Raw genomic sequence first — 18764 nt, forward strand, 5'->3', positions numbered from 1 at the left:
GCTACCGCGTCGAAGCCGAAATCCCGCGCCGTCGACATGGCGGACCGTGCCGCCGGTGCGAAGCTGTGTGTGGAACTATCCGGCCGCGAGATCGCGGTGCTGTGCAACAACGCCGGGGCATCGGCTCGTCATCCCGAGCCGCACAGGGAACGTGGTGCGGTCGGATCGGATGTCCAAGGCGCGGAAGTCCATTGTGAAGTTCGGACTACACCCAGGGCGCCACCGGATACCACGGGATGATGTCGCGCATGGCGAGCAGGCGCACATCCCAGTAGAGGAAGGTGAACACGCCGACGGTGAGCAGGGCGGTGGCGCTGAGGATGCTGACGCGGCGTGGGTCGGTTTGGAACCAGCGTTGCAGGCGGCCACCGACGAGGACGGTCAGGATGAGCAGGACGGCGAGGATGATGATGTTGCCGAGGGACTGCAGGACGAAGGCGCCGGCGGCGTAGAGGATGTTGCCCTCTTCGGCGGCGTCGCGAAACAGCTTGCGGAACAACGGGAACGGGCGTCCGATGAGGAAGGCGCCGATCAGGCCGCCGAAGACGACCAGCGGTGCGTTCGGGAAGCGGGCGGCGATGCGGGCGAACGGGTCGCGCACCAGACCGAGGACGGCGAGCCCGAGGTAGGTCATGATCACCCCGATCACGCCGAACACCACCATGGATTGGATCAGCCGCGGCGAGATCTGGCCGGGTTGGCTGGGCGCGGTGTCGAATTGAGGCATGTCGGTCCCGAAGATGCCGACCACGACACCGTAGGCGGCGGATACGACGACCATGCCGAGCGCCATCCACAGCAGCGGCCGTAGCACCGCCTGCACCCGGTTCCACCAGCCGCCCGCGCTGCCCGCCAGGGGCGCCACCGCGCCGAAGACGGCGATATTGCACGCGGTGAACGTGCCGGCCAGGCCGGAGACGAACGCGAACACGATGCCCGCGCCGATGCCGGTGATCGCGGTTTCCTTGGCGTCGTGGCCGAGTAGCCCGTCGGCCACCGTGCCACCGATCGTGGTGTCCACGAACGGCGCCGACCACACCACGGTCAGTAGGAACCCGGCGAGCACACCGAGCAGTAGGACCAGCCCACGCCGCCGCGGAATGTATCCGTTGACGAACACGCTGGTTGCCACGGGCTGGTCGGGTTTGGGGGAATCGGGTGCGGTGGAGTGGGATTCGAGCTGTGTCATCGGGGCTCTCCTATCGGCCACCGACCGGCAACGAAACGCCGGTGCTCACCATTGTCGGGTATCCGGGACTGCCAAACCTGCTGAATGGCCGAGATTTGTACGTCGAATACCCTGCAACGCAGCAGCTTCCGACACGCCACGAACGAAACAGCAGGCGGCTGACGGGGACTCGTTGCAGACTCGACTCCGACGCGGCACGCCGCTCATGCCGGTACCGCGCGCGGAGTTCGCCCGGTCCAGCGCGACCGATCGCGGATTCGCCGAACCTTCGAGGAATCGAACGCTTCGGCCCGCCCATCACCGAGTGGCGGGCATTGTCCAGCCCCTGAGTTTGCGGGCTCGAAGATCGATAACGCTGCCGCTGTGCCGGGCGAAAGAGGGGGTATGAGTATGAAAAATGTTTTCCTACAACGGTTTATGTTCCGCACGGGTGTGGTCGCCACGGCGATGGTGGCCGCGGTGAGCGGATTCACCGGGTCGGCCGGCGCCAACCCCGACGATCCGGTTACCCAGTTCACCTCGACTCTCACGCGGGTGCCTGGGCCCAATTGTGCGGCGATCATCAATGCCGAGACGGTGCCGCAGCCGCAGTCCGGTGTATTCGGTGTTCGGGTGAAGATCACGCAGACCGGGGAGTTCTGCGGGGCCTACTTCGTCACCGTGCATTGGCGCAACCTCGACACCGGCCGGACCAGCGGGCAGTCACAGCGTGTCGAAGGCACCTCGGTGGTCGGCTTGCCGGACAACGTGATCACCGGCATGGGCATGGGGCCGGGCGCCGGGAAGGTGGAGGCGTGGATCGACACGTACTCCAAGGTCTATCCGCAGAATGTTGATCTAGAGCACATCGCGGGCCGCGCGACGTTCACGCTCGGCTGAGTATGCGGCGGCGTCCCCGGCCGGTATGCCGGGGACGCCGCCACCACTCACCGCTTCGGGCTGGACCAGAAAAAGTCGTGTGCGCGACAGGAGGGACTCGGCGTTCGAATTGCTCTGTGCTGATGCGGGTTTCGTCGTATTCGTGCAGGGCTGTCCGATTTACGCCGATATCAGGTGGACGGGCGCCGCAATGCGACGGTCGCGCACGCGGTGGCCAGCAGCCAGACGACCGGTCCCACGATCGCGCCGATCAGGTCGACGTAACCGGGCGCTGCTAGCAGCACGAGGAAAGCCAGATCGACCACGCCGAGCACGACGGCGTTGAGCCAGAAACCCAGGCGACTATTGAGCCTGTTCATGGTCGCCGCGACGAAGATGGCCTGCGCACCGAGCGTGGTCACGCAGATGAAGTACAGCAGGCTTTCGGCCGCCGACTCGGTGCCGGGCGCGCCGTCGGCGAGGTCGCCGATCACCATGGAGACGCCGAGCCCCATGTGCAGCACACCCCACACGGTGTAGAGCGCAGCAGCGGTCGTCGACCACCGGCGATTAGCTGTCACCTCGGCCCCCGGACTGTTCGGAAAGCGTTGCCCCGTTGATGTTTCGGGTCTCGCGAGGAAATCTTATGCCGCCCTGGGCTGTGTCCACATCGGGGTAATCACCGATTTCGCTCACGATGTGGGGTGCGGCGGACGCACCGCGAAGGATCCCCGCAGCGCCACGCCCGCGACGACGAGGGTCCACAGCCAGGTCAGGATGGTGAACGCGACGATGACGGCGAAGTCGACCAGGAGCGCGCCGGTCAGCCAGCCAAGGCCCGCGATGATGCCGACACCGCCGAGCCAGGTCGGCAGCATCGGTGAGCGCGCGAAAAGGTAACCCGCGAAGGCGACTGCCGCGCCGAGTAGCGCCTGCGCGGTGAAGGCGATGCTGCCGAGCGCGATCAGGGTGGTTTCGGTGCGTTCCAGGACGGCCGTGCGGTCCGCGCCTGCGTCGAAGTACTGCGTGGCGGCCGTGGGCAGCCCGAATGCGTGCAGGCTGAAGTACACGGCGAATGTCGCTGCGGCCGTGGTGCACACGATTCCGAACAGCTGCCTGGTCAGCGCGTTCGCCGACGCTGCCTTGGCCAGGGCGGTGAACCCGCATGCCCAGACGATCACCGCGGCGATATTGACGAGGTGCAGCACGCGCCAGAAGGGGCGAGCGTGCACGTATTCGAGTGTTTCCTGCGCGGACTCGATCGGCGGGTTCCCGTGTATGGCGGTCGGGACGATGTAGAGCATGGTGCCGACGATCAGTGCGCCGGCTGCCCAGCGCCACGGGCCGATGCACCAGTACCGCATGCGGAAGCTGATCGTGGAGCGGGGCAAAAACGATGTGGTGAACATCCGCAGCAGCAACAGCATTCAGCAGACGGTGCAGCGTCTCGAGCGTGACGGGCTTATCGAGGCCGGACAAACCGAGCGGGTCGGCGGGCGACCGGCGCGCACCGTCTACCACCTCACCCCCGCGGGGCGGGCCGAACTGTTCGCCGCGATGTACAACGCGCTGGCCATTCCGGCCCGCGAGTATCCGCTGTTTCCCGCCGCGCTGTCGTTCATGACGATCAACGGACCGGCCGAGGTCGCCCGCATGCTCCGGCACCGCGACGCGGAACTCAGGCGCGCGCTCGAGGAGCAGATTTGCGGCGTACGCGACGCACCGCAGGAGCTACCGCGCGTCTTCCTGATCGAGAACGATTACACGATCTGGATGGCGCGAGCCGAAATCGCCTGGGTGAAAAAGACTCTGGCGGCGATCGAGAGCCGCGAGCTGACTTGGGATACGCAGGAACTCATCGACCGCGCAGCGCAGTACGAGCGCGGCACACAAGACGGCGAGGAAACTGCTGCCGACCAGGGTGGTGCTGCGGTTCCGTAACCGAGGTTATCGCGTCATCATCGAAGACGAGGCCTGCGATGGAATCCCCGACATGTTTCGAGAACCCTGAACAGCCTCGGCGCCAAGGCAACCGAACCGCATCATCCGGCGTCGGGTGTTGCTGCCGGTTTGATTCGACGGTGCCTGCTGCGGCATGGTTTGCGGGCGGAGTGCCGGGAGGTCTGGTCGGCAACCCGGCCCGGGCGGCGGGTCGGTCAGAGCGATGGTGGGAGTCGGACGGTGCTCACGCGGAGGTCGGCGAAGCCGGTGGACGGTGTACGAGGTGGCGCATGTTGACTTGGGTTCATGGCGCCGTGAGCCTGAGGTCGGCGTCGAACGAGATCGCGGGGGACCGGCCTGGGGCAGCGGTCGGTACCGGGTATCGGCGCGACCTCGACGGTCTGCGTGGCCTCGCGATAGCGCTGGTCGTGGTGTTCCATGTGTGGATGGGCCGGGTCTCCGGCGGGGTGGACGTGTTCCTGGTCCTGTCGGGGTTCTTCTTCACCGCAATGTTGTTGCGCCGCATCGAGACCACGGATGCGATCGGTCTCGGATACACGGTGCGCCGGACCGTCCGCAGGCTGTTGCCCGCGCTGTGTCTGGTCCTGGCCGCGGTGCTGGCCGCCACGGTGATCGCCCAGCCCTACACGCGCTGGGCTGACATCTCGGCCCAGACGCTCGCTTCGGTGCTGTATTACCAGAACTGGTATTTGGCAGGTGCGGAACTGGACTACCTCGCACCGGATCCCTCGGTCAGTCCGCTGCAACATCTGTGGTCGATGGCGGTACTGGGGCAGTTTTATCTGCTGATGCTGCTGGTCGTCGGGATCTGGTCGTGGACTCTGCGATTTCGTGGGCGGTTGCTGGTCTGGCTGGCCGGTTTCGGCGTGGCCTCGTTCTGGTACGCGGCGTTCGGGTCGGCGCAGCATCAGGCGTGGACGTACTACGACAGCGGTGCCCGCGCCTGGGAATTGCTCGTCGGTGCGGCATTGGCCGTTGCCGCGCCCTGGATTTCGATTCCCAAGCCGGTGCGCGCGATACTCGCGGTCCTCGGGCTGGGCATGGTGATCTCGTGTGGACTGCTCATCGATGGTGGCGCCGAATTCCCCGGCCCCGCCGCGCTCTATCCCGTCCTGGCCGCCGCCGCGCTGATCGTGTCCGGTATGAACACCGGAACCGGACCGCGGCCGTGGACCAACCGTCTGCTGGCGACACCGCTGCTCGTCGAACTGGGTGCGCTGGCCTACTCGCTCTACCTGTGGCATTGGCCGGTGCTGATCTTCTACCTGACCGAAACCGGCGAGAGCAGTCCCGGCATCGATGGCGGAATTCTCGTCATCGCCGTCTCGCTCGTCCTCGCGGTGGCGACACAGCGGCTGATCGAGACACCGCTGCGCCTGCGCCCGAACACTATTCGCTCCGGTGTGGGCGCGCGTTACCAGCGCGGGATCGGAGCGGCGGTGTCGGTACTCGGCATCGGCGTGCTGGCTGCCGCGCTCAGCTGGCAAGCGGTGGTCCGAGCGAACCCCGCGCACCCGGCGACCGAGCTGTCCGTCAACCGATATCCCGGCGCGGCAGCGCTTTTCGAGCAGATCGCCGTCGCACCGGAGCCGATGCGACCGACCGTGTTCGAAGGCCCGCTCGACGCGCCGGCGCCGACCTCCGACGGCTGCATCACCTCGAGCCGGGAAGTCCGTGTCTGCACTTACGGTGACGTGAACGCCGCCCGCACCATCGCCTTGGTCGGCGGCTCACACTCCGAACATTGGCTGCCTGCCTTGGAACTCCTTGCGAGCGAGCATCAATTCCGCATCGTGACATATCTCAAGGAAAATTGTCCGCTCACCCTCTCCGATGAGCCCTCCTATGCCCTCGCACCGTTCCCCGAATGCCGCGAATGGTCCATCGAGGTCCTGGATCTGCTCGCCGAACACCGCCCGGAGTGGCTGTTCACCATCGGCACGCGGCCCCGCTGGGACGAAGGAGACTACGTACCAACGGAATTCATCGACACCTGGACCGCACTGGCGGACCGCGGACTCAACGTCCTCGCGATCCGCGATGTCCCCTGGCTGCGCCGTGGTGAGGTGCACTACCGTGCCGTCGACTGTCTGGCGCAGCGGGGGACCCCCTACAGTTGCGGGATGGACCGAGCGGCCGCGCTCGCCCCGGAGAACCCCGCCGAGCTACCGGCGTCGAGGCATCCCAACATCTTTCCGCTGGATCTGTCCGACGCCATCTGCCGCCCCGACCGCTGTCTGGCCGCCGAGGGCAACGTGCTGATCTACCGCGACGAGCACCACCTCACCGCGAGCTACGCTCGTTCCCTGGCCCCCGAACTCGGTCGCCGAATCGGCGAGATCACCCAATGGTGGTGAGCCCGACGGGGTGACTCCTTACGACGTCGTGGCGGGGTAGCTCCCGCGCGGGATCGTTGAAGTCGTTGCATTGCAACATTATTCATGGGTTGTAACCGAGTTTTCCGCGCCCGTTCGAGCGGCGCACAGTGGGTGTGCGCGCCGCCAGGCGAGGGACTTGCTTGGATTACAGATTGGGCGTGCAGGCCAGTTCTGGTGCGCTGTCCGGGTCCAGTGCTCGCAAGGCGATTGTGGCTGCGCGTGGCGAGTAGGGCAGGCCGTTGTGGGTGGATGTGTCGAGTGGGCAGCCGTCTTGCAGCAGGATGTTGTGCACTGTGGCGCCGGGACCGGGGGCCAGATAGGTGGCGTCGAAGGGGGTGCTTACTTCGTCGTACTGGGTGGCGATCACGGTGTAGTCGACCCCTGGAACGGTGTCGCCGCCCGCATTCAACTGTGTGAGGTAGGGGGAGCCGACTAGTTGCTCGATGCCGCCGGGGCCGATGAATTCCTGCACGAGCGGCAGGAAACCAGAGTTCAGGTGCTGTTGGATAGCGAGGGCGAGGCTACCGAGTCCGAGCAGCGTGGTGCCGTGGTTGGTGGCACCTAAGGTGATGACCTTGCGTACCTTGTTCGCGGCGGGATCCGCCGAGTCGGCACCGCCGCCGTCCTTCAGGTATTGGCGAATGACCAACCCGCCGTGGGAGTGTCCGATCATGTCCACCTGGCCGGCGCCGGTCGCCGCGAGGACCCGCTCGACGAAGGCGGCGAGCTGGCGCGCGGACTCCCTGATCGGACCGACGGCGCCGATCCAGGGTTGCACGAGGCCGGCGCCGGCGACGTCGGGACGGCCGTAGTTCAGCGCGAAGACGCAGTAGCCGGCCTGGGATACCTGCGGAGACAGGCGCGAAAAGCCGCCGAGGGCACTGTTCCAGGAGCCGTGCAGCAGAATGACCGGCCGCGGATGTTCCGCCGTGGGCTTGCAGGCCCAGTCGTTCGCGCCCTGGGGCGCGAGGTCGGTATCGCCCAGCATTCCGTAGGCCACCCAGGCAGCGTCCCCCTGGGGCAGGACCGGACCGTGGCCCGTCGTGTCGGACGAATGCGTCGCCATCTCCGGTGCCGGATCCGCCGCAGCGGTCCCCGATATCGCGCCGAGTGACATCAGGGCGGCCATTGCCATTGCCGTAGATCCCCAGCGTGCCATCGCTGACTTCCTTCCCTGCCGCACGGACCAGGACAGACAGCTAACGCACAGTAAACTACACCTGGGGCAGTCGGAATCCGGCCAGGCGCGCAACTCCGCGTCACGGCCGCCCGGCTGGTGGGGCCGCGCGGTTCTGCGGTAGCGGTGACGGGGCCAGAAAATTCGCGCGCCGGGAACCTCCGCTTTGCGGTCGGTCGGATACGCCGGGCCGGTGCTGCGCTACCGCCACAGTGACAAACGGCGGGTATGCGGGTCGATGGTGTCTACCGGTCCGAACGCCGCGACACACAGCGGGATGATGTCGTCCGCGGGAGTTGCCGCGACGCGGGCGAGTTGTTCGTCGGTCGATCCGTCGAGCATGCCGTCGCAGAAGTCGATCGAGTGGACATCCTGCTCGGTGAAGGTGCGCCGAAGTGTCTTCAGCTGACCGGTTTTGGCCGACAGGACGATCAGGCCGTGGGCGGAGATGAAGTCGTGCGAGGTGCCCGACGCGTCGGGGTAGTCGATGAATGCCATCGCTTGGAGCAAGTCGGGCGCCTTGCATGCGGCTTTGGCGACGAGTCCCGCCATCGCGTGGGTCGCGACGTTGATCGCCCGTCCTGGCTCCTCGCGAAGCACCTTGTTGATCACGACATACAGCTTCATTTCGCTTGCCACCGAAACCCCACCGGTATCCGAAATCTGCGCGTCCCTTTCGCTACGGCGACGTTGCCATCGCCCGGATGATCACCTTGCGTGCTAGCTGTCGAACGTGCTGCCGTGGGCGACGAACTCACAGCGCCCCTGCAAATGGATTCGGTCGTTGTCGATGAGCACGGTGACCTCGCCGCCCGGCATGGTAACCGTGACCGACCTGTCGACGTATCCAGCGCGGAAGGCACTATACGCGGCCGCGCAGCTGCTGCTGCCCGATGCCAGCGTATAGCCGGCGCCGCGTTCCCAAATCTGGAGTTTCAACGTTTGCCGGTCGACGGCAGTGCAGAGTTGAACGTTGGTGCCGTGCAGGCCGAATGCGGGGTGGTGGGCCGCCCAGGCGCCGACACTGCGGGCCAACTCCTCGGTGGCGTCCGGAACGAAGGCGACGGCATGCGGATTGCCGATGCCGACGCGATCGAAGGTGACCACTGTGCCCTCAGGGGTTTCCAATTCCAGATCACCGAGGGACTTCGCCATTCCCATGTCCACCGACACCTCCCACGGGTCGGTACTGATGATCTCGACGGGGCAGTGGCCCGCCAGGACGTCGAGTACGAATTTATCGGAGCTCAGATAGTTGCGGCGCAGGTACGCGGCGAACATGCGCAGGCCGTTACCGCTCTTTTCGCACTCCGAACCGTCGGAATTGAAGATCCGCAAGCCTACCGATGTGTCCGCGCCACGCTCGATGATCCGGTCGGTCGGGCCGAAGAGTACTCCGTCGGCTCCGATACCGAAGTGCCGGTCGCACAACTGCCGGACGACGGTGCCGTCCATCGGACCTGCGAGCTGGTCGGGTTCGACCACGAGATAGTCGTTACCGAGTGCCTGCATCTTGGTGAAGGGGACCACTGTTCGCTACTTTCACGTCGTTGCCAGCCAGCCCGCGAGGCAGAGGAATATTGCTCCGGCCACATTATTTATTCGGCGACTGTAGTTGTTGCTGGTCTCGGCGATACGGCTACCGAATATGCCCGACAGGTAACCGATGGGGCCGTCGATGGCGAAGTCGACTATGACCAGGATGAGTCCGAGAATGGCGAGTTGCTGCGGTACGTGCCCCAGGCCCGGGTTAGTGAACTGGGGCAGGAATGCGAGGTTGAAGAGAATTACTTTGGGATTCAAGATGTTGGTGATGGCAGCGCTCCGAAACGATGCCAGCACCGGCTTGCGCAGTATCTTCGTTTCGGAAACCTCACCGGTGGGCGGCTCGGGGTCGGCGCGAAACGACGAAATCGCAAGGTAGACAAGGTAGATGACGCCGAGCCACTTCAATCCCTGGTAAACGGCGGGGAACTTGTGCACGAGCGCGGACAGTCCCAGCACCGTGATGACGATGTGGACCGCGAGTCCGGCAGCTACGCCCGCGGCCGCCGCCACTCCTGCGGCTTTGCCGTGCCGGGTGCCGAGCGTGACGATCAGGATCATGTCCGGGCCGGGCATGATCACCAGTACGACCGCGGCGAGCATGAACGGCCAGAACAAATTCCAGTCAATCATTGATGTCCTTTCGGTCGAGTAGCACGACGTCGACATTGTTGTCGTGGAATACGGCTCCGCCGCCCAGGTCGGCGTCGCGTTCCTCGACCGTCGCGTTCACGGTCGGACCGCCGACGATCTTGAGCCAGCTCCCCTTGGTCATCGCGACCACCCCGGGTGGGACCGCGTCACTGACTTCGGCGCAGGTGCTGAATTCGCCCCGGCTGTTGAAAACTCGGACCCGGGACCCCGCACCGATTCCGCGCGAGTCGGCGTCCGCCGGGTTCAGGGTGACTGCGGTACCACTCGACTTGCCGGCCAGCAACTCATTGTTGAGAAATGTCGAGTTGAGTGTGTAGTGCGCGGCTGTCGCCAACAGGGACAGCGGGTATCGGGCGTCCGTTCCCGCGGTTTCCGCAGCAACCTGAGCGCTGAAGTCTTTCGTCGGAAATTCGAACTTGCCACTCGCGGTGCGGAAGCCGTCGGCGAAGGGGATGAACTCGTCGGGGTAATTAAGTCGTTGCCACCCGTGCTCGCGCAACGATTGGACGGTGATGCCCTCCAGTGACGGATGCGTCGAGGCCATCAGCTGGCGAGCTATGTCGAAATCGCTGTCGTACAGGCACGGTTCCCGCAACCGTAACCCGGCGGCGATGCGACGGAATATTTCGGTCGTCGACAGTGCCTGGCCCGCCGGGGCGACCGCGGGTTCGTTCCAGGCGATATACATGTGGCCGTAGCCGTCGTGAATGTCGAGATGCTCTGTCTGCATCGTCGCGGGCAGCACGATATCGGCGTAATCGCAGGTGTCGGTCTGGAAGTGGTCGACAACCACGGTGAACAAATCTTCGCGCGACAATCCCCTGATGACGTTGGCTTGGCCGGGCGCGCTGGCTACGGGGTTGGCGCCATAGACGAACAGCACCTTGACCGGCGGCGACAGGTTCGGATCGTTGAGCGTGTCGCCGAGCCGGGTCATGGATAGGCCCCGTACCGGCCGGGTCTGTAGGTCGTCGCGGTCGAGGGCCGCGCGGTTGAGCCCGAAATACCCGTCGGTCGAATAGGACACGCCGCCGCCGTAGCGACCCCAGTCGCCGGTCGCCGCCGACAGGCATGCCAGCAACCGCAGGACGTTGCCGCCGCCGGCATGACGTTGCAGCCCCATCCCCGCGCGGATGCCGACCGGGGGCGACGACGCGATTCGCTCGGCGAGGCGAGTGATCACCGATGCCGGTACGCCCGTTGTCTTTTCGACGGCGGCAGGCGCGAATTCAGGCAGGCGGCCGCGAAAATCGGTCCACCCGTTGGTCATTGACTCGAGGTAGTCGACATCGACCGCGTCGCGCGCGACGAGCTCGTGGATCAGGCCGAGTATCAGATGCGCGTCGGTGCCGGGACGGGGTGCGATGTGCTCGTCGGCCAGTTTGACTGTCCGGGTCCTGATCGGGTCGATCGCGACGATCCACGCGCCGTGCCTGCGCGCCTGCTGGACGAACTTCCACAGATGGTGCCCCGAGGTCACGGTATTGACACCCCACATGAGCACCAGCCGAGACGCCGCCAACGATTCGGGGTCGATCCCCAGCGAGGTACCGGTGGACTGCGCGAGTCCTTCCTGCCCGGCGATCGAGCAGATCGTCATGTGATGGCGCGACGCGCCGATCGCGTTCCACAGCCGCCTGCCCGACTTGCCCTGCAGGCCTTGGATATAGCCGAGGTTTCCCGTGCCTTGGTAGGGCCAGATCGACTCCCCACCCCACCGATCGATCGCGTGCTGGAGCTGGTCGGTGATCATGTCGATCGCCGTGGACCAATCGACCTCTTCGAATGTGCCCGACCCCTTCGGCCCGACGCGCCGTTTCGGGTTCAGCAGCCGCGCCGGTGACCGGGTCTGTTCGAGGTACTGGCCGACCTTGACGCACAGCGCACCGGCGGTGAACGGGTGGTCTTTGCGCCCGGCCAGCTTCACCGGCTCGTCGCCGTCGACGGTGACCGTCCAACTGCAGCCGTCGGGGCAATCCAGGGGACAGGCACCGTGGACCAGCCTGGTCGCCGACCGAGCCGCGGCGGTCTCACCAGGATCAGCTGACATCGGAGAGGACCGCTTGTTCGTGTTCCTCGCCGTACCAGCGTTCGTCCCACCGGGAGAAGGAGACGATGAGAATGTCGCGGGTGCCGGTCGTCGAACCGTCCGGTTCGATCGGCGTCACGTCGTGATAGACGCGTTGGTCGTCGAGAATGACCGCGTCGCCGGCGCCGAGCGTGCCGCGCCAGATCGGGTCGGCGTCTTTCGCGGGCCAGAGACGCATCTCGCCGCCCCGGACTTGGTTCCTGCTCAGGATCGAGATGATCACGAACTCGTGACCGTCCTGGTGGATTCCCTCCGGCGTGAGCTCCGCCGACTTCTCGGTCGTGGTTTTGCTCCGGTTCTGGTGGACGTTGATCTGCCAGTCGACGGTCTGGTCGAGGAAGCGCTCCTGGTCGACGATGTGTTTGATCGTGCTGACGAAGTCGACGGCGATCGGCGTGTACTCACGAAGGATGCCGCCCGCGACATTATTGAATTTCTTGAATGCCGAGTAGGCCCGGTGCGGCAGCAGTTCGAACTGCCACCCCTCGTCGCCGGAGAATGTCAGCCGATACTGGGAGAACCGCTTGTACCTGGTGCCGTGCGCCATGTAAGGATCGAGTTCGATGTCGTCGTAGCTGGAAAGTACGTCAGCACCGATAGGTGGCAGGGTGACAAACTTGAAGCCGCGATCTTGCAGTTCGGACACAGGTCTTCCTTTCAGTGTGCAGCCCGCTCGACGTGGGCTGGTTCGGTCAGCCGGAGATACGCACGGTGACGAAGTCGGCTGCCAGCGGCAGTTGGTGGATCAGTTGTGCACAGGACGGCCCGACGGTGATGGTGCACGGCACGTCGAACACGTCCGACAGTTCGGTGATGGCGATGACGAGTTCCCTTTCGTTCTCGTCCAGATCCGCCGCGGTAGCCGAAACGCGCAGCTCGGCGGTGTGCATATTGATGAACAGACACCATTCATGGAACGCGGCGGACTCGACGCTGATCTCGCCCTTCCGGACGGCCAGGGTGTTGTCGTCGACCTCGATCAGCATGTGACGAGCTCGTTCAGCAGCGCATCGAGATAGCGTTGCGATGAGTTCATGCGCGCTATCGCCCCCCAGTAGATGTCACCGGTTGCGCTCGGATCTTTGCGAATCTCCGGCTTGATGACGTTCCGGAAGAAACCGCTCGCGTGCCTGGCGTCGATACCGATGTGTTCCTTGTGGTAATCGCCGTTGCGCTCGGACAGATTGTTCCGTCGCCACGCCTCGAGGAGTTGCGCGCAGCGGCGCGGGAACAGGAACTCCGTCACCGCGAAGCTGCCGATGGAGCGGTAGTAGAACCTGGGGTTCACGGCCAGCGTCGCCGAGAGGTTTCCGCAGATGAGCGTTTCCACCAGCCGGTGCGTGCGGATGAACTCGGGGTCCGCCCCGACCTCACGCATCGCGTTCTCGAACATCGATGTGTGCACCTGGGCGGGGTTGCCGTTGCCCATCTCGTCCCAGTAGTTACCGGCCAGCTCCAGTTTCTGCTGGCTGTCGCAGCCCAATTGCATCAATGCGATGAAGTCGTCGAACCGCGGATCCAGGGCGGTTTCCTGGGCGAGATAGTATCGGATATCGGCAATGCCGGCTTTGAACGGAAGAAAGTCGATGTAAAAGGGGTGCCGATTGGCGGGGTGGGCGCGGACCGCTTCTTTCAGTTGCTGGACGAACTGATCAGGATCGTCGGTGAAAGGAATCTGTCCCTCGTCCATCCGCTGGTCTTCGTACTCGATGACGAAATCCTCGAGGATCGCCTGTACCGGATCGAGAATCCCTTTCCGGTTGCACCAAGACTCGTTGGGGCGCGGCTTGGCGAAATATGAGCGGTGAATGGACTCCAACGCAAGATGCAACTCGGTCAAAGCATCGGTCGATCCTTTGCGTGCTCTCTCGACGGTGTCCTCGGCGGCTGATCGCAGCATGTTCGCCGACTCGGCCGCAGCGTCTCCGCTGAACTGGTCCTGAATGGACCGAGCCGGGCCTAGCTGGATTTCTTGAACAATGGCCGCAAGATTTTGGCCGATTACTACCGACGTTGTCACACTACCCCCCATAGGGTTGTCCAATTATAAATATGTGCTTGTTCGACTTCGCACGCAGATTCAGGGCGAAGGCCTGAATCTGCGTCGTGCTCATTCGTTGACTCAACGACGTATGCTTATACCCCATGCTGGAGGGGGTTTGGTATCCCCGCCGACCCTCCTGCGACCCTATAGGGCCGTGCGATGACCATACGGCCGCGTCCGTGGCGGAGTCAAGAGTGAGATGTCGATTATGTTGCGGCGCAACAGAAACAAACCGAGTGTCCGGAATCGCCGGGGGATAGCGAGTTCGCGTATTTATGCGTTCGGCATGAATGCGCCCAAGTGTTCGCAGGTTCGGTGAATGCCGATAAGGGTTGAGTTGCCGAGTAGAGATATCACCCCGGTATTCGGGGCTTGCGTACTCATTAGGCAGTCAGGTCATCGGTGCGATGGGTCCTGGGCGTTGATTGGTGTGCGACGGCATCGGTCAAGATTCGACCTGCGGCGGTGTCGCGCTAGGGGTGGTGAACCGCTCCGTGTGCCTGTCGTGGCTCCTCGGGGATCCGGCGATTCGCAGCCCCAGCGCAATCGTCCGGATCGGCACTGGGAGATGGTGATTCGCTCCCGGAGTCCGAACTCGGCGGCCCGGTCGGCCTCGGCACTCCACTGTTCGCTGGGTAATGACTGATCACTCTGACTATGGTTAACTATAGCCTGTGAGACTGAGTGAATCGGACGCAGGGAAGACGGACATGGCAACCGCGGTTACGGTCAAGAAGCACATCCTGGAGCTGGGTGGGGCATTCATGATGTCGCGCGAGGCAAGAGAATTCGGGCGTGCAACCGGGGTGGACGGATTCCACGGCCCCTACACCCGCGGTCGCGGCGGCGTGCTCGGCGAGGTGGATGCCGACGTGGTCACCGCGGCGTTCGGGTTCTTCGCGCCGGACCGGGTCCGGTCGGCCTGGGAATCCGTGCCGATCCCGCCTGCCGACGCCGCCCGCGGCTACCTCGCCGCATGCCAGGACTTCGGCCGGCGCAAGCTCGTCGCGTTCCCGGAGGCGGACAGACTGGCGGAACTGCTGCAGGCGGTCGTGACCGCGGCGTCGCCCGCCGGGCTTGCGCTGTTCGCCGGCTGGCGCGCAATGCCGTTGCCGCAGAACGGCTCTGCCAGAGTTCTGCAGTTGGTTCACGTTCTTCGCGAACTGCGTGGAGGGCTGCACTTCATGGCGTTGACAGCGAACCTGCTGACACCTCTGCAGGCGATCCTCATCGCCGGGTCGCCCATTCTCGACGGGCCGGATCAGGCCCGGCTGCTCGGCTGGCCGGAACCGTTCGAGGAGATCACGGCCGAGCAGCGCGATCGGTGGGTGGCCGCAGAGGCGTTGACCGATCGAATGATCCAGCCTTACTTCGAGGTTCTCGACGAGTCCGAGCAGCAGGAACTCGCCGTCTTGCTCTCGTCCGCGCACCAGGTCGCCCTGGCTCGCTGAGGTTGTCGGGTCGGCTCGGGGGAACCGCCGACGTTTACCTGCGTCCAGCGGCCCCCGGGTGCGTCCGTCGCCGGACGAATTGCCACTCGACGCGGGGCAATACCGCAGACCCGACCTCGTGCTCATCGCCCACGATGAGCACGGCACGCCCGTCGGCGCGACGTGGTCCAGGCTTCTCGACACCGAAGCCGTTCCAGGTCATCGACGTAGGGTGCCGCGTCGCTTTCTGATCGGGCACTATCGGATTGGCCGGACGACTTCCCTGGGAGCACATAATGCAGATCGCGATTGTCTTGTTCGACGGATTCACCGCCCTCGACGCTGTCGGACCCTACGACATTCTCAGCCGGTTACCCGAGACCGAAACGGTCTTCGTGGCCCAACAGCGTGGCGCGATCCGCAACGACAACGCGGGCAGCCTCGCGATCGTCGCCGATCGCGCGTTCGACGAGGTCGACGCTCCCGACATCATCGTGGTGCCCGGCGGCCCCGGTGAAACGAAGCAACGAAGCAACACCGTGCTGCTGGACTGGCTGCGCGCCGTCGACCGGACCAGCACATGGACCACATCGGTGTGCACCGGGTCGCTGCTGCTCGCCGCCGCCGGACTGCTCGACGGGCGCCGCGCCACGTCACACTGGTTGGCGCTGGAAACCCTCGGCCGTCTCGGCGCGACACCCACGGCTGAGAGGGTGGTTGTCGACGGCAAGTATGTGACCGCGGCCGGAGTTTCCGCCGGTATCGATATGGGCTTGAGTCTGCTCGGCACCATCGCCGGTGAACAGTTCGCGATGGCGGTGCAGCTGATGACCGAATACGACCCGCAACCGCCGTACCAAGCCGGATCTCCCGACAAAGCGCCCGCAGATCTGGTGGCGAACCTCAAAGCCGCTAATCGGCACGAGGGCTGACAACGCAACCAGAAGCTCACACCCGGCTCGGCGCTGTCGGGATCATGTTGCGCACGGTCGTCAGCGCGAGACCAAGGCGCTGCATTGCCGGTAAAGCGTTAGGCTGCAAGAAATCCCCTGGTCCGCTGCGGTGGGGCAGTGGGATTGTGGTTGGCGTCCAGGTCGGTGCAGGCTGGATCGGCTACCCTGGGCGCTGCACTGGAGGTTGTCGGATGTGAGGAAGATTTATGGGAAGCGTTGTCCTCGACGTTGTCGCGTTGCTCGCCAATCGTGCGGCGATGTTCTGGAATTGGATGGCCACCGGGTCGTCGGGGTTTCCGCCGCTGTGATTGCGCGCTGAACGGATAATTCGCGAACGCCCTGGTCTTTCGACCGGGGCGTTCGTGTATTCGCCGACGTCCTCAGCGCGGCGCAGATTCGGTGCATACTTCCCGGCTTCGCTCGGCGCAGGTATCCGGCCGCCATACTCTGCTCGGTCGAGGTGTTGGTTCTTCGGCCCGGGTAGTCCGGTGCGGACTCTCGCCTCGTTCGGCGCGGGAATCTGGCCGCCATACTCTGCTCGGCCGAGCTGTTAGTTCTTCGGCCCGGCGTAGATCCGGTGTGTACCTCGGCCGCCTCGTTCGGCGCGGGAACCTGCCCGGCGTGTGCTGAACGTCGTTGGGTTAAGGGGATTTCGCCGTCCATCCGGGTATAGCCCCCGTATGTTGAGCACCGTGAGCACCACCGGAACCACGCGCCGCACCCCGAGTTGGTTCATTCTCTGGATGGGGCTGCTGACAGCCCTGATCGTGTTGTGCTGCCTAGCATTGTTCTGGCAGTTGGCAGCGGACGGCACGTTCCCCGTCCAGGTGGTCCTGTGGTCGGCCATCGGCGTCCTCGGCGCGGTCGCGCTGCTGTTCGCGCTGATCGGCCTGTTCCGCTACCGCTCCTTCTTCTACAGCCTCATCGCCCCACTGGTGATCGGCATCTTCGTCGCCCTCGTCTGGTACGACGTCCCGGAAACCACCGGCTGGAAACTCTCCCGCAACATCCTGCAAAACCAAGCCACCGACTGCGCCAACCCCGGCCACCGCACCCGCCTGGGCGTCTACACCATCACCTACATCACCCGCCGAGACGGCGGCTGCCTCTTCTACACCCAAGGTGAAGAATCCAACTCCGCCAAGGGTTTCGCCTACTTCCCCGACACCGCCCCGCCCTACCTCGGCACCCCCACCTCCGGCATCGGATACGAAACCTTCCAGGGAAACTGGTACCGCTTCACCGAAGAGTCCTGAGCAGCTGCGCCTTCGCCCTGGCCCACTTTGGCCGCGGGGCGACGCGTAGGTGTCCGTGATTCGGAGAAATCTGCACTTCTCAACCTCAACCGCGTGGTCGGCCGCCACCTCGGTGGTGACGGCCGACCTGAGCGCTCGATTCGCGTCGCTGGCTAGTCGGCGAATACTTCCTCGATCGAGTCCGCTGTGATCGCTCGTCTGGTCCAGCGGTCGAGCTGCGCCGGATCGGTGCAGCCGTTGACCTTGGACTCTATCTGGGGTGTGGTGTGCAAGCGTTTGACGGCCAGTACGGTCAGCAGGGACTGGGCTTTGCCCTCGGCGACGCCTTCGGCTTTGCCTTCCGCCTTGCCCTTGGCTTTGCCTTCCGCCATGCCTTCCGCCATGCCTTTGGCTTTGCCTTCGGCCATGCCCTCGGATTTGGCTTTGGCGTACTGCTTGTTCAGATGTGCGCTCAGGTAGGGGCCGGATTTAGTCGTCATCAGCATCTCCCAGAAGTGCCGGGCCGCGCCTGCGGGGAGTGCGGCCATTATTACGTCAATGTACTCGTTGCGTGCGGGTAGGCAGTGCATGGTCTCGGCGAGGGTAAACAAGATCGCGTCGCGTTCGGGGTCGTTGCGGTGGGCGATCGCGGATAGCACGGTGAGGTCGGGGTGGGCGATAACGGACTGCGGGTCGGTGATCACGGGTACGTCGGCTGGGCCGAGGACTACCGGGGTCAGGATGAATCCGGGTGAGACGGTGATCGGCTGGCGGCAGTGGGTGGCGGCGTGCTGGTTCGGGCACAGCACCACCAGCAGGACCGGACATCGCTGGCGGGCACGCAGGGTGGTCAGATAGACCGGCCAGCTCCAGCATTTGTCCTTGTCCGGTTTGAGTTGGACCTCGATCACGATGCCGAAGACGGGCACGTTGTCGGAGGTCAGCGTGACGACCAGGTCGGCACGGTATTCGGTGGGGCGGATGTCCGGCAGGTCGCCGGAGTCCGAGTGGGCGTGATCGAACTCCGGCAATGGGGTGCCGACGACGGAACTCAGTAGCTCGGTGACCAATCCTGGTCTGTGTCGGAGTAATTGGATGAGGGCTTCGTGCACCGAGGAGGGCATGCGCCGCACGCTACCGGCGCCCACCGACAACTTATGTCCATCTGCTATCGCAACCGGATTGGTGGAAAAGGTTCCGCTGCAACAGTATTCGTGCTGAGTATTCGGGGTGCGAATGTGGGTTGGAAT

At 64.6% G+C, this 18764-nt stretch carries 18 protein-coding genes; 6 read left to right on the forward strand and 12 right to left on the reverse strand.

From position 1 onward, the window contains the following. Positions 1 to 205: 205 nt before the first annotated feature. Positions 206 to 1189: a hypothetical protein gene (locus DMB37_RS39915; RefSeq protein ID WP_135237165.1), complete on the reverse strand. Its 984-nt coding sequence runs from the start codon at positions 1187 to 1189 to the stop codon at positions 206 to 208. Between the two features lie 384 nt (positions 1190 to 1573). On the opposite strand from DMB37_RS39915, the gene DMB37_RS39920 reads away from it, so the two are divergent. Further along, entirely contained in the window at positions 1574 to 2068 is a 495-nt protein-coding gene (locus tag DMB37_RS39920) for a hypothetical protein (RefSeq protein ID WP_240772152.1), read from the forward strand. A 170-nt stretch (positions 2069 to 2238) separates the two neighbouring features. Here the strand turns inward: DMB37_RS39920 and DMB37_RS39925 are convergent, their stop codons facing one another. Beyond that, complete coding sequence (locus DMB37_RS39925) at positions 2239 to 2628, reverse strand: hypothetical protein (protein WP_240772153.1); 390 nt, start codon at positions 2626 to 2628, stop codon at positions 2239 to 2241. A gap of 111 nt (positions 2629 to 2739) precedes the next feature. Continuing rightward, positions 2740 to 3351 carry a DUF4386 family protein gene (locus DMB37_RS39930; RefSeq protein ID WP_240772154.1) on the reverse strand — a complete coding sequence of 204 codons (612 nt, stop codon included), beginning with the start codon at positions 3349 to 3351 and terminating at the stop codon, positions 2740 to 2742. On the opposite strand from DMB37_RS39930, the gene DMB37_RS39935 reads away from it, so the two are divergent. Together DMB37_RS39935 and DMB37_RS39940 are read left to right on the forward strand one after the other, a co-directional pair. Further along, positions 3350 to 3988 carry a helix-turn-helix transcriptional regulator gene (locus DMB37_RS39935; RefSeq protein ID WP_135237167.1) on the forward strand — a complete coding sequence of 213 codons (639 nt, stop codon included), beginning with the start codon at positions 3350 to 3352 and terminating at the stop codon, positions 3986 to 3988. The genes DMB37_RS39930 and DMB37_RS39935 overlap by 2 nt on opposite strands. A 314-nt stretch (positions 3989 to 4302) precedes the next feature. Continuing rightward, positions 4303 to 6366: an acyltransferase family protein gene (locus DMB37_RS39940; protein ID WP_240772155.1), complete on the forward strand. Its 2064-nt coding sequence runs from the start codon at positions 4303 to 4305 to the stop codon at positions 6364 to 6366. Positions 6367 to 6532: 166 nt separating this feature from the next. Here DMB37_RS39940 and DMB37_RS39945 read toward each other — a convergent pair whose 3' ends face one another. From DMB37_RS39945 to DMB37_RS39980, 8 genes are all read right to left on the reverse strand, one after another. Beyond that, a complete protein-coding gene (locus DMB37_RS39945; protein ID WP_135237169.1) occupies positions 6533 to 7546 on the reverse strand; it encodes a triacylglycerol lipase in 1014 nt (337 codons plus the stop codon). Between the two features lie 219 nt (positions 7547 to 7765). Beyond that, on the reverse strand, positions 7766 to 8203 hold the full coding sequence (locus tag DMB37_RS39950; RefSeq protein WP_135237170.1) for a DUF2000 domain-containing protein: 438 nt from the start codon (positions 8201 to 8203) through the stop codon (positions 7766 to 7768). An 81-nt stretch (positions 8204 to 8284) separates the two neighbouring features. Then, positions 8285 to 9094, reverse strand: coding sequence for a diaminopimelate epimerase (dapF, locus tag DMB37_RS39955; RefSeq protein WP_135237171.1), 810 nt, complete (start codon positions 9092 to 9094; stop codon positions 8285 to 8287). A gap of 12 nt (positions 9095 to 9106) precedes the next feature. Next, positions 9107 to 9712 (reverse strand): LysE family translocator, encoded by a 606-nt coding sequence (locus DMB37_RS39960; RefSeq protein WP_167769090.1) that lies wholly within the window; start codon positions 9710 to 9712, stop codon positions 9107 to 9109. A 22-nt stretch (positions 9713 to 9734) separates the two neighbouring features. Continuing rightward, a complete protein-coding gene (locus DMB37_RS39965; RefSeq protein ID WP_135237173.1) occupies positions 9735 to 11813 on the reverse strand; it encodes a molybdopterin-dependent oxidoreductase in 2079 nt (692 codons plus the stop codon). Beyond that, entirely contained in the window at positions 11803 to 12498 is a 696-nt protein-coding gene (locus tag DMB37_RS39970) for a 2OG-Fe dioxygenase family protein (protein WP_240772156.1), read from the reverse strand. The genes DMB37_RS39965 and DMB37_RS39970 overlap by 11 nt, the downstream gene beginning before the upstream one ends. Before the next feature lie 46 nt (positions 12499 to 12544). Continuing rightward, complete coding sequence (locus DMB37_RS39975; protein ID WP_135237174.1) at positions 12545 to 12838, reverse strand: hypothetical protein; 294 nt, start codon at positions 12836 to 12838, stop codon at positions 12545 to 12547. Continuing rightward, the gene (locus tag DMB37_RS39980; RefSeq protein WP_240772157.1) at positions 12832 to 13872 is read right to left on the reverse strand and encodes an iron-containing redox enzyme family protein; all 1041 of its coding nucleotides are present in this window, start codon (positions 13870 to 13872) and stop codon (positions 12832 to 12834) included. The genes DMB37_RS39975 and DMB37_RS39980 overlap by 7 nt, the downstream gene beginning before the upstream one ends. A gap of 734 nt (positions 13873 to 14606) precedes the next feature. Between DMB37_RS39980 and DMB37_RS39985 the strand changes: the two genes are divergently transcribed. The 3 genes from DMB37_RS39985 (at position 14607) to DMB37_RS39995 (ending at position 17535) form a co-directional block, all read left to right on the forward strand. Beyond that, positions 14607 to 15347 carry a hypothetical protein gene (locus tag DMB37_RS39985; protein WP_135237175.1) on the forward strand — a complete coding sequence of 247 codons (741 nt, stop codon included), beginning with the start codon at positions 14607 to 14609 and terminating at the stop codon, positions 15345 to 15347. A gap of 275 nt (positions 15348 to 15622) precedes the next feature. After that, positions 15623 to 16258 carry a DJ-1/PfpI family protein gene (locus DMB37_RS39990; protein ID WP_135237176.1) on the forward strand — a complete coding sequence of 212 codons (636 nt, stop codon included), beginning with the start codon at positions 15623 to 15625 and terminating at the stop codon, positions 16256 to 16258. A 713-nt stretch (positions 16259 to 16971) separates the two neighbouring features. Continuing rightward, entirely contained in the window at positions 16972 to 17535 is a 564-nt protein-coding gene (locus DMB37_RS39995) for a hypothetical protein (protein ID WP_135237177.1), read from the forward strand. Between the two features lie 152 nt (positions 17536 to 17687). Here DMB37_RS39995 and DMB37_RS40000 read toward each other — a convergent pair whose 3' ends face one another. Further along, positions 17688 to 18638 (reverse strand): hypothetical protein, encoded by a 951-nt coding sequence (locus DMB37_RS40000; protein ID WP_135237178.1) that lies wholly within the window; start codon positions 18636 to 18638, stop codon positions 17688 to 17690. Between the last annotated feature and the right edge of the window lie 126 nt (positions 18639 to 18764).

Source organism: Nocardia sp. CS682 (genome assembly GCF_004634405.1).
Taxonomy (GTDB): Bacteria; Actinomycetota; Actinomycetes; order Mycobacteriales; family Mycobacteriaceae; genus Nocardia; species Nocardia ninae.

Excerpts from the sequence above, each read along its gene's own strand:
- DMB37_RS39915 (WP_135237165.1), bottom strand. The coding sequence starts at position 1,189 with ATGACACAGCTCGAATCCCACTCCACCGCACCCGATTCCCCCAAACCC.
- DMB37_RS39920 (WP_240772152.1), top strand. The coding sequence starts at position 1,574 with ATGAGTATGAAAAATGTTTTCCTACAACGGTTTATGTTCCGCACGGGT.
- DMB37_RS39935 (WP_135237167.1), top strand. The coding sequence starts at position 3,350 with ATGGTGCCGACGATCAGTGCGCCGGCTGCCCAGCGCCACGGGCCGATG.
- DMB37_RS39930 (WP_240772154.1), bottom strand. The coding sequence starts at position 3,351 with ATGCTCTACATCGTCCCGACCGCCATACACGGGAACCCGCCGATCGAG.
- DMB37_RS39945 (WP_135237169.1), bottom strand. The coding sequence starts at position 7,546 with ATGGCACGCTGGGGATCTACGGCAATGGCAATGGCCGCCCTGATGTCA.
- DMB37_RS39960 (WP_167769090.1), bottom strand. The coding sequence starts at position 9,712 with ATGCTCGCCGCGGTCGTACTGGTGATCATGCCCGGCCCGGACATGATC.
- DMB37_RS39965 (WP_135237173.1), bottom strand. The coding sequence starts at position 11,813 with ATGTCAGCTGATCCTGGTGAGACCGCCGCGGCTCGGTCGGCGACCAGG.
- DMB37_RS39975 (WP_135237174.1), bottom strand. The coding sequence starts at position 12,838 with ATGCTGATCGAGGTCGACGACAACACCCTGGCCGTCCGGAAGGGCGAG.
- DMB37_RS39985 (WP_135237175.1), top strand. The coding sequence starts at position 14,607 with ATGGCAACCGCGGTTACGGTCAAGAAGCACATCCTGGAGCTGGGTGGG.
- DMB37_RS39990 (WP_135237176.1), top strand. The coding sequence starts at position 15,623 with ATGCAGATCGCGATTGTCTTGTTCGACGGATTCACCGCCCTCGACGCT.
- DMB37_RS40000 (WP_135237178.1), bottom strand. The coding sequence starts at position 18,638 with ATGCCCTCCTCGGTGCACGAAGCCCTCATCCAATTACTCCGACACAGA.